Source organism: Flavobacterium poyangense (assembly GCF_011751075.1).
In the GTDB taxonomy this organism is placed as follows: Bacteria; Bacteroidota; Bacteroidia; order Flavobacteriales; family Flavobacteriaceae; genus Flavobacterium; species Flavobacterium poyangense.
The window spans coordinates 18,401-40,362 of the sequence record NZ_JAALLN010000010.1 but is presented as its reverse complement, the minus strand read 5'-3'; the positions used below and the strand labels follow the sequence as shown (position 1 = coordinate 40,362).

The window sequence follows — 21,962 nt, the reverse complement described above, 5'->3', positions numbered from 1 at the left end:
AAAAATTAAAAAATGAAAAATAAATATATAAAAATATTTTGCGCTGCGTTAGTTGGTACATTAACACTAACATCATGCGATAAAGGATTTGAGGAAATGAATAAAAACCCGAATGCCTTGACAGATCCAGCGGTAAAATCGATGTTTACCCTTGCTGAAATTTATGTTGACGGACAGGATTTTTCTAATACAAGAGGGAATAATTCTTATGCAGCTCAAATCGTACAGCACTTTTCTTCGTTGGGAGGACCGGGATCAAAATACACTTATTCTCCGGAGTATTCAGCTTCTCTTTTTGGAGAATCGTATGGAAAGGGACTGAATCAGATCATGCAGTTGTTATCGGTGCTAGAAAACACGCCTGAGAACTCCAATATGATTCAGGCTTGCAGAATTATGAAAGTAATGATGTTTCAGAAGCTGACAGATACTTATGGTGAGATCCCTTATTTTGAAGCAGGAAAAGGATACAACGGAAATGTTTTTGCTCCGAAATACGATACACAGGAAGCAATCTATAATGATTTTTTAAAAGAACTGGATGAAGCAGGAACAGCATTAGATGCCAATAAAGGTTTTGTAGGTAATGCAGATTTGTATTATCAAAGTGATGTAGCAAGATGGAAAAAGTTTGCAAACTCATTAATGCTAAGAGTAGCCATGCGTTTGTCTAAAGTAAATCCTGTCAAAGCAAGAGAATATGTCGAAAAAGCAGCTGCAAAAGGTGTATTTACTTCAAATATCGACAGTGTTGTGTTAAAACATGATGCAGGTCCGGCAGGAGTTAAAACCAATCCGATTACTTCTTCATGGGTTAGAAATGATCTGAACGGAGGAGAGGCAAACATCAAGTACAGCAAGACTTTTATAGACGCATTGAAAAACACAAATGATCCGCGTTTAAGAATTTATGCCAAGTTGGAAGCAAGCGGGAATAATTCTCCTGCAAGTCAGCAAGGTCTTGCTAATGATGCTACAGAATTTCCGGGTGGTGATAAAAAGCTTTTTTCAGATCCGAATACTTCTACAGTGTTGCGTTTAGATGCACCTACTTTATTGATGTCTTATGCCGAAGTAGAATTTATCTTGGCGGAAGCAGCAGTGAAAGGCTGGAATGTTGGCGGAACAGCACAAAAACACTATGAAGACGGAGTAAAAGCAGCCATGCAGATTCTGACTATTTTCGGAGACAAAGTTCCACCGGTTTCATTGGCGGAATACAATGCCTATATCGCAGCGTTTCCTTTTAAATCAGCTGGTACAGAAGCACAAAAAATAGAACAAATTATAGGTCAAAAATGGATTGTTTTATTGTTTAATGGTTTTGAAGCTTTTTCAGAGTATAGAAGAACTGGTTTTCCGGCATTGGTTCCTGTTAATGACCCTCGAGGAGAAACGCAGGGAACTATTCCGAGAAGATTAATTTACGATCAGTCTGAGTTGGTAACAAATGAAGACAATTATAAGGCTGCCATTCAACGTCAGGGATTAGATCTTATGACAACCAGAATCTGGTGGGACAAATAGTATAAAATATATATTTGGTTGGTTTGTTAGTATAAGTCGGGTAATGTCCTGTTACCCGGCTTATCTTTAAAACATCAATTGATAATTACCTGATTTAATTCTTATTTCTAAGATTTTATTGTATTGTAATAATGTCTTTTTTTTCGCAGCAGCTAAAATCGTTTTTGCTGAAAAAAAGGAGGTTCTTTTTTAATACACCGAAAGAAATTAAAGAATAAGGAAGAATAGTTTTTAGGGTTGTTAATAAGTTGATTTAAAATACAGTAACTCCAGTTAAATTGATTAAATTGTTACACAAATTCCCGTTAAAATAGATGCAGTATTAGGAAAATGATTTTTGAATATTTTGTTAGTTATTCGTTGACATATACCCCTAAAGAGGAGGAATAATGGTGTAGCGCTTTATTCCTTCTCCTACTGCCAAAAATTAAAATTCATATAGCATCTTTATTCCCAAATAAAATGAATTTAAGAAAGAACTTTTATAGCATAATCTGCCTTGGTCTAATCCAGTTCTCATCGGTAGTTACTGCTCAGAATATTGATTTAAAACAAGATTGGAAATATCGTGAAGAAAAAACGCAAAAATGGTACCCGGCTACAGTTCCAGGAGAGATTCATACCGATTTATTAAACAATAAAGCAATCCCCGACCCATTTTACAGAGACAATGAGAAGAAAGTGGTATGGGTAGAACGCAAAAACTGGGAGTATAAAACGACTTTTAAGGTAGCTGAAGCGACACTAAAAAAGAAAAACACAGAATTGGTCTTTGATGGACTGGATACTTATGCTACAGTTTACCTGAACAATCAGTTGGTTTTAAAAGCCAACAATATGTTCCGTCAATGGCGTGTAGATGTAAAAAAAGTACTAAAATCAGGAGATAATGATTTAGTTATTGTATTCGAGTCTGCTCAAAATGTGGTTGATTCTCTTGCTAAAAAAGACCTGCCTTTTGTAATTCCTGATAACCCTCGTGCTTATGTTCGTAAAGCACAATATCATTTTGGATGGGATTGGGGACCTAAATTTACAACTTGTGGAATTTGGAAAACACCACGACTGGAAGCTTACGATAAAAAAGAAACAGAGCAACCATATGTTTTAAACCGTAAGATCGAATTGGTACAGCAGCCGGACAGTCTTGGTAAATCATTTTACTTTAGAATAGATGGTAAACCGGTTTATATGAAAGGAGCTAATTATATTCCTTCCGATGCTTTTCTTTCCAGAATGACCAAAAAAGAATACGAAAAAGTAATTGCTTTGGCAAAAGACGCCAATATGAATATGCTTCGCGTTTGGGGCGGAGGAATTTATGAAGACGATTATTTTTATGATTTATGCGATAAATACGGAATCAATGTCTGGCAGGATTTTATGTTCGCCGGTACTATGGTTCCGGGTGACAAAGCCTTTTTTGACAACGTAAAAGAAGAAGTTAAATATCAGGTTAAACGTTTGCGACACCATAAAAGTATTGTTTTGTGGTGCGGTAATAATGAAGCCGATGAAGCCTTTAAAAATTGGGGATGGCAAAAAAGTATGAAAATGTCCAAACAGGATTCAACCCGTTTGTGGCATGATTATGTTCGTTTGTTTCAGGACAGTATTCCAAAATGGGTAAAAGAAGTAGACGATAAACGACCTTATATTAGCTCTTCGCCTTTGTTTCACTGGTCTAAAGAAAAAAGTATTACCGAAGGAGACAGCCACTATTGGGGCACTTGGTGGGGATTAGAAGATATAGAAGCCGTAAAGAATAAAACAGGTCGTTTTGTAAGTGAATATGGCATGCAGGCCATGCCTAATTATTCTTCTGTTGAAGCCTTTACATTACCCGAGGACCGATATTTGTATTCAGACATTTTGCAGGCCCATCAAAAAGCCGGGAAAGGTTTTATAAAATTAGATTCCTATTTAAACCGATACTTTATAGATTCCACCAAAATAAAAAAGATGAATGTGGAAGATTATACCTATCTCACGCAATGCCTACAATATTATTCGCTCAAGAATATTATTGGTATTCATCGTTCTAAAGCCCCTTACAATATGGGAACTTTAGTTTGGCAGCTTAACGATTGCTGGCCGGTAGCGAGTTGGAGTGTTACCGATTATTACAACCGCCAACCCAAAGCGGCCTGGTATGCCATGCGGGAAGCCTATCGGGATGATATCACCCCCGAAATAGACCTTACCCGTCCAAAAGACTTATTATTTGAAGACCCAAAAATAAGCTGGCAGGTAAAGGGGAATAAAGTGATTTTAAAAGCCGTAAAGGCCTCAAAATATGTCTTCATTTCTATAAAAGGATACACCGGAAAATGGAGTGATAATTATATAGATATGAAAGCCGGAGAAGAGAAAACCCTTTCATTTGAGGGCAAAATAGTAAATCCCGATATCAAGGTTGTTTCGTTGTACGATGTTTTAAATAAATACAAATAAATATACCCGTGTAGAGATGCACAGCAGTGCGTCTCCACCTGGAACCCATACAAATCCATAGACCCGAAACATACCCATGCACATCAATAAAATAAATTAAAATGAATAAAAAACACAAGCACGTTATTGTCCTACTAATTATGCTGGTTAATTTATCAGTATTTGCACAAGAAAGTAAAATAAAACGACACCATGCTGATTATACCAGTTATGTAAATCCTTTGATCGGATCTGCCGGTCATGGACATGTATTTGTTGGAGCTAATGTTCCTTTTGGAGCTGTTCAGTTAGGGCCGGTAAATGTGTTTGAAGGTTGGGATTGGTGTAGCGGTTACAACTATGCGAGTAATACGATTTTAGGTTTTACACATACACATTTGAGCGGAACAGGAATAGGGGATTTAAATGATATTCTTTTGTTGCCGGTATCCGGAAAAGTTGCATTGACAAGGGGAACAAAAGAAGATATGGTAAACGGTTACGGTTCCTACTTCTCACATCAAAACGAAGTCAGTAAACCCGGGTATTACAGTGTTTTATTAGACAAATACAAAATTAAAGCAGAACTAACGACCAGCGAAAGAGTTGGTTTTCATAAATATACGTTTGATTCGGCTACCGATTCTCATGTTTTATTGGACCTTGCTGACGGAATTGGATGGGACAAACCCGTAAAAACATTTATAAAAAAGATAAACGAAAAGACTCTTATAGGATATCGCTATTCTAAAGGCTGGGCTACAGATCAGCGCATTTATTTTGCAATGGAATTTTCGGAGCCAATCGCCGCTTTGACTTTATATGATAGCATTGCTCCTGTGAAAGGAAATGAAGGAGAAGGTTTGAAAATGAAAGCCGTAGTGGATTTTACGAGACTAAAAAACAAACAGGTTTTAGTAAAAGTGGGAATTTCTCCCGTAAGTTACGAGAATGCTTTTACCAATATACAAGCAGAGATTCCGCACTGGGATTTTGATAAAGTAGTAAAAGAAGCCAATACTAAGTGGAATAAAGAGCTGAGTAAAATACAAATAAAAGCAGACGATAAAACAATGAAAGTTTTTTATACTTCATTGTATCATACCATGTTTGCCCCTTCTATTTTTAATGATGTCAACGGAGATTACCTTGGAACAGATAAAAAAGTATATGAAAAGGCTAATTTTACAAATTACACCACCTTTTCACTTTGGGATACCTACCGTGCTTTACACCCGTTGTATACCCTTACGCAACCGGATAAGATTAATGATATTATCAAATCGTTCCTGGCCATTTACAAGCAGCAAGGAAGATTACCGGTTTGGCATTTAATGGGGAATGAAACCAATACCATGAATGGGAACCATTCTATAGCCGTAATTGCAGACGCTTACCTGAAAGGATATAGAGACTATGATGTAACATTGGCTTACGAAGCAATTAGAAAAACGGCCATGCAAACGCGTGACGGTATGGATTATATTCAAAAACTGGAATATATCCCGGCAGATAAAATTGGAGAATCGGTTGGAAATGCTTTAGAATACGCTATCGACGATTACTGTGTGGCTCAAATGGCAAAAGCTTTAAATAAAACAGAAGACTACGATTACTTTACCAAAAGAGCCAATTTGTACAAACTTTATTTTGATAAAGAAACTACATTTATGAGAGGTAAATTAACCGATGGAAGTTGGAGAACGCCATTTAACCCTCTTTCGTCAGTGCATCGCAAGGATGATTATGTAGAAGGAAATGCCTGGCAATATACTTGGTTAGTACCTCAGGATCCTTATGGTTTGATTAATTTATTTGGAAGTGAGGATAAGTTTTTAGCCAAATTAGACGCTTTATTTTTATTAACAGATAAGGTTGAAGGTGAAGAAATCTCTCCCGATATCAGTGGTTTAATCGGACAATATGCTCAAGGAAATGAGCCTAATCATCACATTCCGTATTTGTATGCGTACGCCGGACAACCTTGGAAAACAGCAAAATTAATTCGTGAGATCGACGATAAATTTTATTCTACTAAACCCGATGGATTATGCGGTAACGAAGATTTAGGTCAGATGTCTGCTTGGTATGTTTTTTCTTCGATGGGATTTTATTCTGTCAATCCTGCCAATGGAATTTATGTTTTGGGAAGTCCATTAGTAAATCACGCGGTTATCCATCATAAAGAAGGAATTTCGTTTACATTAAATGCAGTAAACAACAGCAATATCAATATGTACATCCAAAAAGCGGAATACAACGGAAAGCCTTACACCAAATCGTATATCACACACGATATGATCGTAAAAGGAGGAGAGCTAAAATTGTATATGGGCAACAAACCTTCGCCAACTTTTGGAGTGAATAAAGAAGACAGACCATTGTAATATGTGAAAAGTGAAAGGTAATTTGTGAGATGTAAAATGTGATTTGTAAGATGTTAGGATTAAAAAAACAATTTGCGATCTACTTTTCACATCTCACATCTGACAACTCACATCTGACAACTCACATTTTACAGTACAAAAAAAATAAAATTATGAAAATAAAGAGTTTAATTTTTTTAGGATTAGTGCAATGCAGTATTTTGGTAAATGCACAGGTTAAAAACTTAGATCCTGTCGAATATGTAAATCCTTTGATGGGAACACAATCGTTACCCAATCTTTCTAACGGAAATACCTATCCTGCGGTTTGTCGACCATGGGGAATGAATTTCTGGACGCCACAAACCGGAAAAATGGGAGACGGATGGGCGTATACCTATACCGCAGAAAAAATCAGAGGATTCAAGCAAACCCATCAGCCATCGCCCTGGATGAATGATTACGGGCAATTCTCGATTATGCCGGTTACCGGTAAACAGGTTTTTATCGAAGACGAACGCGCAAGTTGGTTTAGTCATAAAGCAGAGGTTTCTAAACCCTATTATTACAGTGTTTATCTGGCTGATTATGATGTTACAACAGAAATAACCACCACAGAAAGAGCTGCTCATTTTCAGATTACATTTCCGGATAACGAACATTCGTCTATTGTTGTAGATGCTTTTGATAAAGGTTCTTACATTAAAATTATACCGTCAGAAAATAAAATTATTGGGTATACAACCCGCAATAGCGGTGGTGTTCCTGAGAATTTCAGAAACTATTTTGTTTTGCAGTTCGACAAACCTTTTTTAACAAATAATACCTGGAATGAGAAAACCTTAGAAAAAGGGAAGTTAGAATTTACGGGAACTCATGTTGGTGCGGTAGTGGGTTTTAAAACCAAAAAAGGAGAAAAAGTAAATGTAAAAGTAGCCTCTTCTTTTATCAGTTTAGCGCAGGCCGAATTGAATTTAAAAAACGAATTAGGGACTGCTTCTTTTGATGAAACCGTTTCGGAATCTAAAAAAGAATGGAACAAAATATTAGGCAGAATAGCAGTAGAAGATACTAATGAGGAACAATTAAAAACGTTCTATTCTTGTTTGTACCGAACAGTTTGTTTCCCTCAAAAGCAATATGAAATTGATGCTGACGGAAAAACAGTGCATTATAGTCCATACAACGGAAAAGTGTTACCGGGTTATATGTTCGCAGGAACCGGATTCTGGGATACTTTTCGCGCTTTATATCCTTTGTTAAATCTGGTATATCCTTCTATAAACAAAGAAATGCAGGAAGGTTTATTAAACGATTACAAAGAAGGTGGTTTTTTACCGGAATGGTCCAGTCCGGGCTTTAGAAATGTTATGGTGGGGAATAATTCTGCTTCCGTAGTTTCAGATGCTTACATGAAAGGATTACGCGGATATGATATCAATATGTTGTACGAAGCTTTAGTAAAAGGCGCCAATAACGAAGGGCCAATGGACGCCGTGGGAAGAAGAGGAGTGAACTATTACAATACTTTAGGATATGTTCCGTACGATGTAAAAATTAATGAAAATGCGGCACGAACGCTTGAGTATGCTTATGATGATTTTGCAATCTGGAAATTAGCGCAGGCCTTAAATCGTCCGAAGAAAGAAATTAAGTTGTTCGAAAAACGAATGATGAATTATAAAAATCTGTACAATCCCGCTATCGGATTAATGAGCGGAAAAAACAAAGACGGAAGTTTTCCTGCCCATTTTAATCCTTTTAAGTGGGGTGATGCCTTTACTGAAGGAAACAGCTGGCATTACAGTTGGAGTGTATTTCATGATGTTCAGGGTCTAATTGATCTGATGGGAGGAGAAAAATCTTTTACGGCCAAACTCGATGCGGTTTTCACCACACCTCCAATTTTCGATGATAGTTATTATGGATCAGTAATCCATGAAATCCGTGAAATGCAAATTATGAATATGGGACAATATGCACACGGAAATCAACCTATTCAACATATGATTTACCTGTACAACTATGCCGGAGAACCCTGGAAAACACAATATTGGTCCAGAGAAGTCATGAATCGTTTGTACAAACCTACTCCTGATGGGTATTGTGGCGATGAAGACAACGGACAAACTTCTGCCTGGTATATTTTCTCGGCTATGGGATTTTATCCGGTATGCCCCGCTACGGAAGAATACGTTTTGGGTGCCCCTTTATTTAAGAAAACAACCTTACAGTTAGAAAACGGAAAACAGTTTGTTATAGAAGCTCCAAATAATTCAGGAAGTAATAAATATGTAAACGAATTACAATGGGATAATACAACTTACACTAAAAATTATATCAATCATTTTGATGTATTGAAAGGCGGAGAATTAAACTTTGAGATGAGCAGTTCTCCTAATTTACAAAGAGGTACAACAGCCGGAGCTTATCCATATTCTTATTCAACTTCAAAATAAAATGTATGCAATCACGTAGAAAGTTTATAAAAAATACAGGAATTTTTTCAGCAGGACTATTGGCTATTCAAGGAAATGCTTTTGGATTAAATTCAGAAGATTTTCAGTTTACTGTTAAAGATTTTGTGAGTAAAAGACCTCCGTTAGCCGAAAGAAAATTTACCAGTAAAGCAATCGAAGCCGCAATTGTCAAAATCAAAAAACAAATAGCAAATCCGGAATTAGCCTGGTTGTTTGAGAATTGTTTTCCAAATACGCTGGATACCACAGTCGATTTTGAAATCATCGACGGAAAACCGGATACCTATGTAATTACGGGGGATATCGATGCAATGTGGTTACGAGACAGTACGGCACAAATTTGGCCTTATATTCCGTTTGTGAAAGAAGATCCTAAATTGGCCGAATTGGTCAAAGGAGTAATCAACCGTCAGGCAAAATGTATTTTGTTGGATCCGTATGCTAATGCTTTTTACAAAGATTTTACCAAAGAAAGCGAATGGAAAAATGACCTGACCAAAATGCAACCCGGTATTCATGAAAGAAAATGGGAAATTGACAGTTTGTGTTATCCCGTTCGATTGGCACACGGTTATTGGAAAGAAACCGGAGACATAAGTTTGTTCGATGACCAATGGAAAAAAGCGATGTTATTGATCTTACAAACTTTCAAAGAGCAACAACGATTAGACGGAAAAGGAGGACCATACACTTTTCAGCGTCAAACAGCTTGGGCTACAGACGGTGTCCCGTTAGGCGGTTATGGTTATCCGGTAAAACCATGCGGATTGATTGTTTCTACTTTCAGACCAAGTGATGATAGTACTTTGTTTCCCTATCTGATTCCAAGTAATATGTTTGCGATTGAAATATTGGGTTATCTGATTGAAATATTCTCTTTGCCGGCACTTAAAGACAATGATTTAGTAGCGAAAGCAAAAGAATTAAGAGAGCAGGTAAAAAAGGGATTAGAAGAAAACGGAATTATTGACCATCCGAAATTCGGAAAAATTATTGCTTTTGAAGTGAATGGCTATGGTAGTTTCCACATGATGGACGATGCCAATGTTCCTTCTCTGTTGTCTTTGCCTTATTTGGGAGCAATTGAGCCAAATGACCCACTGTATCTTAATACACGTAAAGTAGTACTTTCAGAAAATAATCCTTTTTTCTATAAAGGAAAAGCAGGTGAAGGTATTGGAGGTCCGCATACAGGAGTTGATACCATCTGGCCGATGAGTATTGTACTGAGAGCCATTACAAGTGTAGACGAAAAAGAAATTCAAGCCTGTATTAGCAATTTGATAAAAACAAATGCAGATACCGGATTTATGCATGAATCTTTTCACAAGGACGATGTTGCAAAATTTACACGAAAGTGGTTCGCATGGGCCAATACTTTATTTGGAGAAATGATTGTGCACACTGCCCAAAAATATCCTCAAATTTTAAAGAATAAAAATATCTAAAGAAGCAAGTTAAACAAGGAAAAATGAATACACCACACGCCATTGGGCTAGATATAGGGGGGACACATATTACAGCAGCAGTTATCAATATAGCAGAGATGAAAGTGATAGATTTCTCACTGCAAAAAGAATCTTTTGACTCTAATTTACCGGTTGACCAGGTGATGACGATTTGGGAGAAAGCAATTTCTGCCGCCATAGAAAATTCTAAAATCGAAAGTATGGCAGGTTTAGCAGTGTGTATGCCCGGTCCATTTGACTATCAAGAGGGAGTTTGCTGGATAAAAGGACAATCTAAATACGAACATTTTTATGGATTAAATATCCGAAATCTGCTTTTAGACAGTCTTAGCTTTTCTGCCGATTTTCCCGTACTTTTTGAAAATGACGCAGTTTGTTTTGGAAAAGGCGAAGTCTTTAAACAGAAAGAGAATCTGTCTAAGAAAGTAATAGCTATTACACTGGGTACAGGCTTAGGAGCTTGTTTTATTGACAAAGGAGTTTCGGTAACAACAGGAGATTTGGTGCCATTAGACGGAGAAATATACAATCTTCCGTATAAAAACAGCATTGCTGAAGACTATGTTTCGGTACGTGGACTTCTATCGCATTATTATGCTTTAAGCGGTATAACACTCAATAATGGTTTGGAATTGTATAATTTGGCTATTGAAGGCGATCAATTAGCGATCAGTGTATTCGAAACAATGGGTACCGATTTAGCTGCCATTGTAATTCCACAGATACAAAATTTCGCTGCAGATCATATTATTATTGGAGGAAAAATAGCCAATGCCGGAACTTTATTTTTGCCTTCCTTTAGTAAAAACATAAAAGAAGCCGGTATCGAAATACAAGTTTCGGTCTCAAATGATAATGAAGTTGCCGCTCTGCTCGGAGCAGTAAGTTTGTTATGTACATCAGATTCTACCGAACAAGCATTTTAATTCAGGCTTGGTCTCTGTATTTGGTAATTATTTGATTTAGAATAATTAACAGAATGCTGTAAAGGTTCATCCGAAAGTACAGGAATGCTCGTAAGCAAATACGAAAAAAGTGCTGTTAGAAAAGATATCATTTTAATAATGTTGATTTAAGATAATGGGCAGTAAAAACATACTGCCCATTTATTGTTAAAATTATCAGTTAACCCGATTCGATTTATAAAATTATCAGTTGCCGAACTAAGCAGAGATGCAGCATTGTCAAGCTGAGCAAAACCAAATCAGTTCCACAAGCCTTCGACTTCGCTCAGGATGACACCATGGTTGTTTTGAGGTAAAGTTCAAAAAAACAATTTTTCTTTTGAAAATAACACTTCCGCTTTCAAGCTGAGCAAAGCCAAATTACTGTCAGGCTGAGCGAAGTCGAAGCCCCCCACAAAAAAATAAAAAAATCCGTGCCCATCCGCGTCTTCGCGATAGCGAATCCGTGCCATCCGCATCCCAAAAGCCCTGTTAAAAATTATAGTTGATTTGAGCAGAAGCATAAGGTGCCGATTGAAACTGATATTTAGCCTTATCGCTGAAAAAACCTTTCAAAGTCCTGTCTGTAAAGTAAGCCGGACGCGCACCACTGATCCCAAGAGTAACCGGAATAGTAATGTGTTTGTTAATCTTAAACTCCGGTCTTAATCCTGCAACCAGATATTGATGAGTAAAGATCACATCCTTACCGCCTTTTTCAACCAGAGCCATTTGCCCGTTCATATGACCGATAAGACTAAGTGTAAAGTAGTCCGTTATTTGATATCCTGCGGATGCCTGTAGTCCGCTTAAAAGGGAAACGCTGAAGATGTATTTTCCGGGAGAATTGTAACTAAGATATAAGGCCGGGAATAACATTGGATATCCAAATGTATTATTGAAGGCCAGTCCACCTCCCAGATCTAGTTTCGAGTTGATTTTCTTGATAAAAATAACCCCTGCGTTTCCAAGCACGCTTCTCGCACCCATTTTCGAAATTTTGGTCTGATCCGTAAAAATTCCTGCCCCGGCAAAAGTCAGAAGCTTCCACTTTTGGCTTATCGGACGCATATTATACAGCGAAAATGAAGCATTTACGATATCTGATAAAACAATATCCTGAGTAAAATCTTTGTTATCCAGTGAAGCGTATGCCCCAGATACCGAAACTCCCCAAACGATCGGAAGACTATCTTTATTCATTTTCGCGTATATTGGAATATTAGCGTTTGCCTGATAAATCGTGGCTGACCCTTTGCCATTCGCAATATTATTTTTCTCTTCATCGCCGTAACGGGATTGTCCAATATATTCTGTTTGAACTGATATTTGTGCTTTAGCCTGCGTAATTCCCAATAGTACTATTGACAATGTAAGTAAGAAAGATGTTCTCATGTTTAATGTTTTTTATTTGACGGGGCAAAACTATTCCATCAGACTAAAGTTTTTTTTTGGTTTTGACCAATGGTTTCTATTTGTTGACGAGTGGTCAGCGATATGATAGAAAATACAGTAATTTTACAATCAAATTTTGCCAGTATGTTTACGATCAAAAGGGCCAGCCTTCTTTTTTGGATTTTTGTATTTCTTGTTGTTTTATTGCAGTTGATACTTACGGGTAATCCAACGTTTAGTTTTCCAACCGCTGTTTTGACTGCAGGACTTAATGTATTGACTTTAAGGGTTCATGTGTTCTTTCTCAATTGTATTATAAAAAAGTATATAAAAACACTTCATACAAGAAGGTTTGTGTTTTCAGTTTTATCCATTAGCTGTATTTCGGCATTTTTAATTACGGTAGAATGTTATCTGATAGTGCGATTCATAATGCCGGAAACCTTTATAGTGCCAAATGATCTGATCTCTATGTTTTGCGGTACACTTTTGGCGAGTATTTTAATTTCAGGAATGTGTTATTCTATTGAAATGTTCAAGCAGAATGTTGCTGCAGAGAAAAGGCATCAGGAATTAAGAAATAGTGTACTGGAAATGGAAATCGATCATTTAAGAACCCAACTTAGTCCACATTTCACATTTAACATACTCAATAATCTCCAGTTTTTGATTCGCAAGGACCAGGATGAGGCTCTGGAATTATTATCCGCCTACAGCAAGATATTGCGATATTATGTATATGAATCTCAGAATAAATGGATCCGATTAGACAATGAGATTTCTTTTCTAAAGCATTATTTCGAGTTAGAAAAGGGACGTTCAGGAGAAGACCTTGACATTTCGTGTCAATGGGACATACCTGAAAATACACTTTTAGTAATACCATTTCTGTTATCCACTTTTGTTGAGAATGCTTTTAAACACGTTTCTTCTTTTATAGAAGAGAAGAATTATATACAGTTGCATGTTTTTTTAAAAGAAGGAAATCAATTGTTTTTGAACATAAAAAATTCATTTGATTCACATACACCAAATCGAAAGAAGGCAGGAGTTGGGTTAATATACGCAAAGAAAAGATTAGAACTTTCCTATAAAGACAACTACGAATTAGCGTTTGTATCAGAAGCAGATTCGTACGGAGTATCCCTTAAATTAAACCTGACCAACGCATGAAATGTATCGTAATTGACGATGAAAGAATTGCCAGAGAAGGCCTGGATTCTTTCATAAAAGAGTTTGACTTTCTTAGCAATGTAGGTGTTTTTTCTAATGCGCTACTGGCTCTTGAAAAACTAAAAACAGAAAGTGTTGATCTGATCTTTCTAGATATAGAAATGCCATTGCTCAACGGACTGGAATTTGCAAAACGAATTGCCGACCAGCCTGCGATGATTATTTTCACAACAGCTTACTCAGAATATGCCTTAAAAGGATATAAGGTAAATGCCGTAGACTATTTGTTAAAGCCTATTTTCTTTGAAGACTTTAAAGCCGCGGTTATAAAAGCCAAAAAGAGATATGATTTGATGTATCACCAAGAGTTGATTTCAAAACCTTTGTTTTTTAAAGAGAATGGTGCCACTGTAAAACTGCAGCCAACACAAATTATGTATATCAAGAGTATGCAGAATTATATAGAAATATACACAGAGAACAGTAAAAAGATTATCATTCATCAAACTTTAAAAAGCATTGCAGATCAGCTTTCCGATGATAATTTTCTACAGATTCATCGCTGTTATATTGTGAATGCAAAATACGTAACACATATCGATGGTTTAAAACTTTCGGTAAAGAACACTATTTTACCGATTGCCAGAAATAGAAAAAACAACATCATGGAGCGTTTCAAAAGCTAGCGATCATGCTAATAGTAATAAAAAGCCACAGATTACACAGATTAAAAGGATTTTTTTTCAGGTTGGAGTATTTACCAAGTTGGTATTTGTTGTACAGAAGTTATAAGAGAAAAAATCCGTTTTTGTCCGCGTCTTTACAAAGTAAACCCGTTTCATCCGCGTAGAAAAACATTCCAAATATCAAAGGAAGTTAAAAAAAGCGCATCATTTCAAAAGAAGAATCCGTTTTTATCCGCGTCTTTACAAAGTAAATCCGTCTCATCCGCGTTCAAAAGCAACGTTTCTATGTTTAATTGTAAAAAGTATCTACCATATTAAAGTATAAATAATTGCATAAGTATATTCCTGATAATTAATTGAGTATATTTGAGAGTATAATTGTAACCGTAATGAAACGACGATCACTAGTATTCTTGTTGCTATTTATTGCCTTTGCGGTAATTCTGTTTGTGGATTTTGATGTAAGGGCCGACATTCCTAATTCGCCCAAAAAGCAACTGCCTTACCAACCTAAACCGGGAATTGTTTTAACTTTCGATGACGATTACGTAGATACCTGGTACAATGCAGAAAAAGAACTGCGTCCCTATAATTGGAAAGCTACTTTTTTTGTCTGTAAGTACAGTGCCTTTACAGCAGAGCAAAAAGAAAAACTTCATTACCTCCAAAATAAAGGACACGATATCGCCGGACACGGTTACAATCACGAAAACGCCTTAAAATATGTGGCACAACACGGGCTCGACGCTTATATAAAAAACGAAATTATTCCGCTAAAAGAAATCATGTTCAAAGACGGATTTGATATCAAATCTTTTGCCTATCCCGACGGAGCCAGAGATAGCGAATTAGATAAAAGATTGCTCAAATACTTTGATTTTATAAGAGGCACAACCTACGGAGAACTTATACCGGCAGGCCAATATTGTTATTACGAAAACAAACGTGTTATTTACGGTTTAGGAATAGACGAAGATTACGAACAGTTTAATCTCGCTTATTATAAAAGCCTTTTATTGTATGCAAAACAGCATAATAAAATTGTTATTTTCTACGGACATAAAACAGTAGACAAAGTAAACGACAGATTAGAAACCCCCATTGGTTTATTGAAACAACTTTGTGCGTTTGCAATAGAAAACGATCTTAAATTCTATTCAGTCGATGATTTAAAAAACCTGAAAAAGTAATTTAATCTGTCAGTTACAATTGTTCTAAGTAATATAAAAAATCCGTTTTTATCCGCGTCTTTGCAAAGCAAACCCGTCTCATCCGCGTCCATTCCTAGGCTCCGTAGATTTCTTATAAATTGAGCTTCCGATATTGTAATGGCGAAAGCTGCTTTAATTCTTTAAATTTTCGGTTAAAATTAGAGATGTTATTAAACCCGCATAGTTCTGCAATTTCCAAAACAGAAAGCTCCCCACTACTTGATAATAGTTTTGCCGCCCGCTCAATCCGGACTTCAATTAGAAACTGAAAAAAAGATTTGTTGGTGCGGACTTTAAAATACCTGCAAAAAGCATTTTTGGTCATATTGGCTATAGAAGCAATTTCGTCAAGTGTAATGTTCTTTTGAAAATTGGTCATGACATACTCAAAAACCGTTTGCATCCTTTTGCCTTCATTGTCTGTTATTTTTTTATGATACAAATAATTAGAGAGAGAGTTGTTCTCTGAGACTGAAAGCCATTTTACAATATCCAGAAACAGTATAAAACGAGAGTAGCTATCTGCTTTTTTTAGTTTCTTAAAATATTTGGCGACCTTTTTTGGGGTGTTATGAATGATGAATCCATTTTTGCTGTTTTCTAAGAAGGGATGAATATTTTTGAAAGTAGGCAATTCAAAAAAATCCTTTCCAAAAGAATTAAAAGTAAAAAATAAGGTTCGCATAATAGAAGTTTCGTTTTCCTGAACGTCGCTTCTAAAAACGTGGGGTAAATTGCTTCCAATCACTAATACATCACCTTCGCGGTATTGTGAAATGGTGTCTCCGGCAAAAATGGCTCCTTCGCCTTTTTCAATAAAGCTAATCTGAATTTCTTCATGTTGGTGTAATTTGTCGTAAAAAGAGATTTCTATATCTTCTTGATAGATAAGGGGTTCTTCTCCAGATTTTGGAATTTTAAATGGAAAAACTTTCATGGTTTGGTTGGTTAGTTACAATCAAATATATTGCATTTTAGTAAAAAAATGATGCTATTATTGTGTGTTTTTTACAATTATCTCTCATATAGGGTAATATAGTATTGTTTTGAGGTAATTTTTTGCGTGAATGCTCTGTTGTTTCTAGATAATTTTGGTCTACTTTAAAAAATCAATACTATGGGTATTCAATGGAACGGCGTTATGCCGGCAGTAACTACAAAATTTACTGCAGATGATAAATTAGACTTCAATATGTTTGAAGTAAACATGAAAGCACAACTAGAGGCTGGTGTATCAGGAATTATTTTAGGCGGAACATTAGGGGAAGCCAGCACACTTTTAGAAGACGAGAAAAGAGAGTTGGTAAAACATACTGTTGCACTTACTAATGGTAAAGTACCTGTGATAATGAATATTGCAGAACAAACTACAAAAGGAGCAATTCTGGCAGCCAATAAAGCAGAACAAGATGGAGCAAAAGGTCTGATGATGTTGCCTCCAATGCGTTACAAAGCTTCTGATCACGAAACAGTAGTTTACTTTTCTGAAGTGGCTAAAAATACTTCGCTTCCGATTATGGTGTACAATAATCCGGTCGATTACAAAATTGAAGTGACCTTAGACATGTTTGAAGAATTGTTAAAATATGATAATATTCAAGCGGTAAAAGAATCAACAAGAGATATTTCAAATGTGACCAGAATGATTAACCGTTTTGGAGATCGTTTAAAAATTTTATCAGGAGTTGATACATTGGCATTAGAAAGTATATTGATGGGATCTGACGGATGGGTATCGGGTTTGGTTTGTGCCTTTCCGGCAGAAACTGTCGCTATTTTTAATTTGGCTAAAGCAGGAAGAATTGACGAAGCTTTAAAAATTTACAGATGGTTCCTGCCTTTATTAGAATTAGATATTAATTCTTTCTTAGTGCAAAACATCAAGTTGGCAGAAGTAGCTACAGGTATAGGTAGCGAGTATGTTCGCGCCCCAAGATTACCGCTTCAGGGTACCGAGAGAGAGAAAGTTTTAGGCATTATTGCTGAGGGATTACGTACCAGACCAACATTACCGGATTACAAAAATTTATAACAACACGCTGGGCGTAATTTATAATTGCGCCCGTGAAGTTATAAAGTATAATCACAAGATTGGCTTTGCTACTTTTTCGCAATAGCAAAGTATTCATCTATCAATACCAATAAACATGATTACAGGAAAAAATTATATAGGAAGTCAACTCAAAGCAGAGGGGACAAAAACGGTAAAAACGTTTAATCCGCAATTAAATACCGAAAATCCGTGGATTTTTACAGAAGCAACTCCTGAAGAAATCGAAGAGGCAGTTGCTTTAGCCAATCAAGCCTTTGCCGCTTATAGAAAATGTTCCGGTTTAGAAAAAGCACAGTTTTTAAACACTATTGCAGATGAAATTTTAGAGTTAGGAGATGAATTGTTGGTTCAATATTGTAGCGAATCCGGTTTCCCAAGAGGAAGAGCAGAAGGAGAGCGAGGCAGGATGATTGGACAATTGCGTTCGTTTGCCGCTATGCTTACCGACGGAAGTTGGGTTCAGGCTACAATAGACACTGCAATACCGGACAGACAACCGGTTCCAAAAGAAGATTTGCGTAAAATGTTGGTGCCGTTAGGTCCTATTGTAGTGTTTGGATCCAGTAATTTTCCTTTTGCATTTTCAACAGCAGGAGGAGATACCGCTTCCGCTTTGGCTTCGGGTTGTCCGGTTATCGTAAAAAGTCACTCGATGCATATTGGAACCGGAGAAATGGTTGCTTCGGCTATTATCAAAGCAGCGAAAAAAACAAATATGCCGGAAGGTGTTTTCTCTAATCTTGTCGGAGGAGGAAGAACATTGGGTACTAGCTTAGTAAAACATCCATTAGTTAAAGGAGTTGGTTTTACGGGTAGTATCAGCGGAGGTCGTGCGCTATGTGATTTAGCAGCACAGCGTCCTGAACCGATTCCGGTTTTTGCCGAAATGGGAAGTGTTAATCCGGTTGTATTATTGCCTGAAGCTTTGAAAGCAAACAGTCAGAAATGGGCAGCTGCTTATGCAGGATCAATTACTTTAGGAGCAGGTCAGTTTTGTACCAATCCCGGTTTATTACTGGCAGTAAAAGGACCGGAATTAAATGATTTTGAGGCTGAATTAACAACAGCGATCGAAAAAATAGAACCTTCATGTATGTTACACTCTTCTATGCAAACTGATTTTGAAAAGGGGATTGCAGAAAAGGAAAGTCAAAAAGGAGTTTCTAAAGTGGCTCAGTTCAAAGGTGAAGTATTACCAAATTATGGACGTCAGACCATTTTGAAAGTAAACGGAGAAGAGTTCTTAAAAAACGAATCATTGAGTCATGAGGTTTTTGGGCCATTTTCAATTCTCGTAGAATGTGAAGATGAGGCACAATTGATCCAAATAATTAATAAATTAGACGGACAATTAACCGGAACCATTATCAGTGAGGAGAATGAATTACAAAAGCATCAGGCTGTGATTTTTGCTTTGCAGAATCGAGTTGGACGTTTGATTTTTAACGGAGTTCCAACTGGAGTAGAAGTATGCGCATCTATGTTGCATGGCGGACCATATCCGGCTTCTTCAGATTCGAGGTTCACTGCGGTAGGAACACATGCTGTTTACAGATGGGTACGCCCTTTAAGTTATCAGAATTGGCCGGACGATTTGTTGCCTGCCGAACTGCAAAACAATAATCCGTTGCAAATTGCACGAACAGTAAATAATAAACTAACACTATCCTAAATATATAATGCTGAAAAAAACTTTTTTTTGTGTAGATGCACATACCTGCGGTAATCCCGTAAGAGTTGTCGCTGGTGGAGGACCAAATTTGCAGGGGCATTCTATGAGCGAAAAACGCCAACATTTCCTAAAAGAATTTGACTGGATCAGAAAAGGACTTATGTTTGAACCTCGTGGTCATGATATGATGAGCGGAAGTATCTTGTACCCGCCAAGCGATCCTGCCAATGACTTCGGAATTTTGTTCATAGAAACATCAGGTTGTTTGCCTATGTGTGGACATGGAACAATCGGAACCATCACAATCGCAATCGAAGAAGGTTTGGTAATTCCAAAAGTTCCCGGCAAAATCAGAATGGAAGCACCGGCTGGTTTGGTACAAATAGAATATCAGCAAACAGGAGCCAAAGTAGATTGGGTACGTCTAACCAACGTTAAATCTTATTTGGCTGCTGAGGGATTAACTATCAATTGTCCGGAATTGGGCGAGCTTGTTTTTGATGTGGCTTATGGAGGAAATTATTATGCTATTGTAGATCCACAAGAGAATTTTTCAGGTGTCCAGGATTTTACCGCAAGTAAAATTATTCAGTACAGTCAGGAGTTGCGTAATCGCATAAACGAAGAATACCCACATTATTTTATTCATCCCGAAAACAACACGATCAGAGATGTGACTCATATGTTATGGACAGGTGAGCCAATAGATGCTACTTCATCAGGAAGAAATGCTGTTTTCTACGGAGATAAAGCCATAGATCGTTCCCCATGCGGTACCGGGACTTCAGCAAGAATGGCGCAATTACACGCTAAAGGAAAGTTGAAACTAAACGAAGAGTTTATTCACGAAAGTTATATAGGAAGTAAATTTATTGGAAAAGTAGTCGAAGAAACGTCTATTGGAGATATTCCGGCGATTGTTCCAAGCATTCAGGGATGGGCAAAAGTGTACGGCTATAACAATATAATTATTGATGAAAGTGATGATCCTTATGCGTTCGGATTTCAGGTAATTTAAAGAAAAAAAGAAAAGATCTTTTTTTATCCGCGTCTTCGCGATAGCGAATCCGTTTTATCCGTGTAAAATAGACAGGTTGTAGTATCTAATTATAAGAACCTTTCCAAATTTATACAGACAACAATGATAAAAAAAGAAAAGATCAGTTTTTATCTGCGTCTTCGCGATAGCGAACCCGTTTTATCCATGTAAAATAACCAGGTTGTACCATTAAAAAAGAGTACAACTAATAACATAATAAATACATTGACAAAGACAGTAAACCAAGTCAATGATTTTTAATTAATAAAAAAGGTATGAAAAAAGTAGGTATTGTTGGTGGCGGAATTATTGGTCTGTGTTCCGCCTATTATCTTGCTAAAGAAGGTTACGAAGTAGCTGTTTTTGACGAATCTGCCATGGAAGACGGCTGTTCGTACGGAAACGCAGGAATGATTGTTCCTTCCCATATCATACCTTTAGCGCAACCGGGTATGATTGCGCAGGGTATGAAATGGATGTTTGACAGTCAGAGTCCGTTTTATGTAAAACCACGTTTAAATGCCGATTTATTAAAATGGGGCTTGCAGTTTTATAAACATGCCAATAAAAGTCACGTAGAAAAAGCAATGCCCGCTTTACGTGACCTGTCTCTGTTGAGTAAAGAGTTGTATCAGGATTTTGCTAAAGAGAATAACTCCTTTTTTTACGAAGAAAAAGGACTTTTGATGCTTTATAAAAGTGATAAAGTAGAAGAAGAAATGCATCATGAAGGAAAAGAAGCAGAGCGTTTAGGTCTTGAAGTGAATTATCTTTCAAGAAGAGAGGTAATAGCTTTAGAAACAGGTACTAAAACAGATGTAATTGGAGGTATTCACTATAAAAGTGACGCACATTTGTATCCGCAGAAATTCATGAAGTTTATTAAAGAAGAATTAATCCGTTTAAAAGTAGAAGTACATCAGCATACTACTGTAAAGGACTTTATCTTTGACGGAAGTAAAATTGCCAAAATAGTAACCAACAAAGGTACTTTTGCTACTGATGAGGTGGTATTGGCTGCAGGATCCTGGAGTCCTCAACTGGCTAAAAAACTAAATATAGGAATCTCCATTTTGCCCGGAAAAGGATATAGTTTTACATTAAAAGACAGGAGTGAAAAACCAAGTATTCCATCAATTTTATGTGAAGGAAAAGTGGCCGTGACCCCTATGAATAATGATATTCGTTTTGGTGGAACTATGGAAATAACACATACAGGAGATACTAAAATAAACGAAAACAGATTGCGCGGAATTGTAACCAGTATCAATGATTTTTATCCCGATATGCAAATAGAAATGCCAAAGAGCGAAGAGACCTGGTTTGGATTCCGTCCTTGCACACCAACCGGAATGCCGATCATTACAAAAGATAAAAAAATTGTAAATTTGACTTTAGCAACAGGACATGCTATGATGGGATTAAGTCTGGCACCGGCAACCGGAAAAATTGTAACGGAAATTATTGCCGGAAAGATGACTTCTGTAGCTACTAAGATGTTTCAAATTTAAAAT

General features: G+C 36.8%; 15 protein-coding genes. 13 read left to right on the top strand and 2 right to left on the bottom strand.

Annotation, left to right across the window (positions count from 1 at the left end; genetic code table 11):
• Positions 1 to 12: 12 nt before the first annotated feature.
• The 6 genes from G3A47_RS15500 (at position 13) to G3A47_RS15475 (ending at position 11,201) form a co-directional block, all read left to right on the top strand.
• Positions 13 to 1,527, top strand: coding sequence for a SusD/RagB family nutrient-binding outer membrane lipoprotein (locus G3A47_RS15500; RefSeq protein ID WP_166923921.1), 1,515 nt, complete (start codon positions 13 to 15; stop codon positions 1,525 to 1,527).
• A 462-nt stretch (positions 1,528 to 1,989) separates the two neighbouring features.
• Positions 1,990 to 3,981: a beta-mannosidase gene (locus G3A47_RS15495; protein ID WP_166923918.1), complete on the top strand. Its 1,992-nt coding sequence runs from the start codon at positions 1,990 to 1,992 to the stop codon at positions 3,979 to 3,981.
• A 101-nt stretch (positions 3,982 to 4,082) separates the two neighbouring features.
• Positions 4,083 to 6,347, top strand: coding sequence for a GH92 family glycosyl hydrolase (locus tag G3A47_RS15490; protein ID WP_166923917.1), 2,265 nt, complete (start codon positions 4,083 to 4,085; stop codon positions 6,345 to 6,347).
• Between the two features lie 152 nt (positions 6,348 to 6,499).
• Entirely contained in the window at positions 6,500 to 8,785 is a 2,286-nt protein-coding gene (locus G3A47_RS15485) for a GH92 family glycosyl hydrolase (RefSeq protein ID WP_166923915.1), read from the top strand.
• A gap of 5 nt (positions 8,786 to 8,790) precedes the next feature.
• On the top strand, positions 8,791 to 10,254 hold the full coding sequence (locus G3A47_RS15480) for a glycoside hydrolase family 125 protein (RefSeq protein ID WP_166923913.1): 1,464 nt from the start codon (positions 8,791 to 8,793) through the stop codon (positions 10,252 to 10,254).
• Between the two features lie 23 nt (positions 10,255 to 10,277).
• Positions 10,278 to 11,201: an ROK family protein gene (locus G3A47_RS15475; protein WP_166923911.1), complete on the top strand. Its 924-nt coding sequence runs from the start codon at positions 10,278 to 10,280 to the stop codon at positions 11,199 to 11,201.
• Between the two features lie 510 nt (positions 11,202 to 11,711).
• Here G3A47_RS15475 and G3A47_RS15470 read toward each other — a convergent pair.
• A complete protein-coding gene (locus tag G3A47_RS15470; RefSeq protein WP_166923909.1) occupies positions 11,712 to 12,614 on the bottom strand; it encodes a DUF6268 family outer membrane beta-barrel protein in 903 nt (300 codons plus the stop codon).
• A 144-nt stretch (positions 12,615 to 12,758) separates the two neighbouring features.
• On the opposite strand from G3A47_RS15470, the gene G3A47_RS15465 reads away from it, so the two are divergent.
• The 3 genes from G3A47_RS15465 (at position 12,759) to G3A47_RS15455 (ending at position 15,663) form a co-directional block, all read left to right on the top strand.
• Positions 12,759 to 13,787: a sensor histidine kinase gene (locus G3A47_RS15465; RefSeq protein ID WP_166923907.1), complete on the top strand. Its 1,029-nt coding sequence runs from the start codon at positions 12,759 to 12,761 to the stop codon at positions 13,785 to 13,787.
• Positions 13,784 to 14,473, top strand: coding sequence for a LytR/AlgR family response regulator transcription factor (locus G3A47_RS15460; RefSeq protein WP_166923905.1), 690 nt, complete (start codon positions 13,784 to 13,786; stop codon positions 14,471 to 14,473). Before G3A47_RS15465 ends, G3A47_RS15460 begins: the two co-directional genes overlap by 4 nt.
• A 389-nt stretch (positions 14,474 to 14,862) precedes the next feature.
• Positions 14,863 to 15,663 (top strand): polysaccharide deacetylase family protein, encoded by an 801-nt coding sequence (locus G3A47_RS15455; protein ID WP_166923903.1) that lies wholly within the window; start codon positions 14,863 to 14,865, stop codon positions 15,661 to 15,663.
• A gap of 112 nt (positions 15,664 to 15,775) precedes the next feature.
• On the opposite strand, the gene G3A47_RS15450 is transcribed toward G3A47_RS15455, so the two are convergent.
• Entirely contained in the window at positions 15,776 to 16,621 is an 846-nt protein-coding gene (locus G3A47_RS15450; RefSeq protein WP_166923901.1) for an AraC family transcriptional regulator, read from the bottom strand.
• Positions 16,622 to 16,801: 180 nt separating this feature from the next.
• Here G3A47_RS15450 and G3A47_RS15445 point away from each other — a divergent pair, with 180 nt between their 5' ends.
• The 4 genes from G3A47_RS15445 (at position 16,802) to G3A47_RS15430 (ending at position 21,959) form a co-directional block, all read left to right on the top strand.
• Positions 16,802 to 17,716 carry a dihydrodipicolinate synthase family protein gene (locus tag G3A47_RS15445; protein ID WP_166923899.1) on the top strand — a complete coding sequence of 305 codons (915 nt, stop codon included), beginning with the start codon at positions 16,802 to 16,804 and terminating at the stop codon, positions 17,714 to 17,716.
• 115 nt (positions 17,717 to 17,831) lie between these two features.
• Positions 17,832 to 19,409: an aldehyde dehydrogenase (NADP(+)) gene (locus G3A47_RS15440; protein WP_166923897.1), complete on the top strand. Its 1,578-nt coding sequence runs from the start codon at positions 17,832 to 17,834 to the stop codon at positions 19,407 to 19,409.
• 7 nt (positions 19,410 to 19,416) lie between these two features.
• On the top strand, positions 19,417 to 20,427 hold the full coding sequence (locus G3A47_RS15435) for a 4-hydroxyproline epimerase (RefSeq protein WP_166923895.1): 1,011 nt from the start codon (positions 19,417 to 19,419) through the stop codon (positions 20,425 to 20,427).
• A 296-nt stretch (positions 20,428 to 20,723) separates the two neighbouring features.
• Positions 20,724 to 21,959 carry an NAD(P)/FAD-dependent oxidoreductase gene (locus G3A47_RS15430; protein ID WP_166923893.1) on the top strand — a complete coding sequence of 412 codons (1,236 nt, stop codon included), beginning with the start codon at positions 20,724 to 20,726 and terminating at the stop codon, positions 21,957 to 21,959.
• The last annotated feature ends 3 nt before the right edge of the window (positions 21,960 to 21,962 follow it).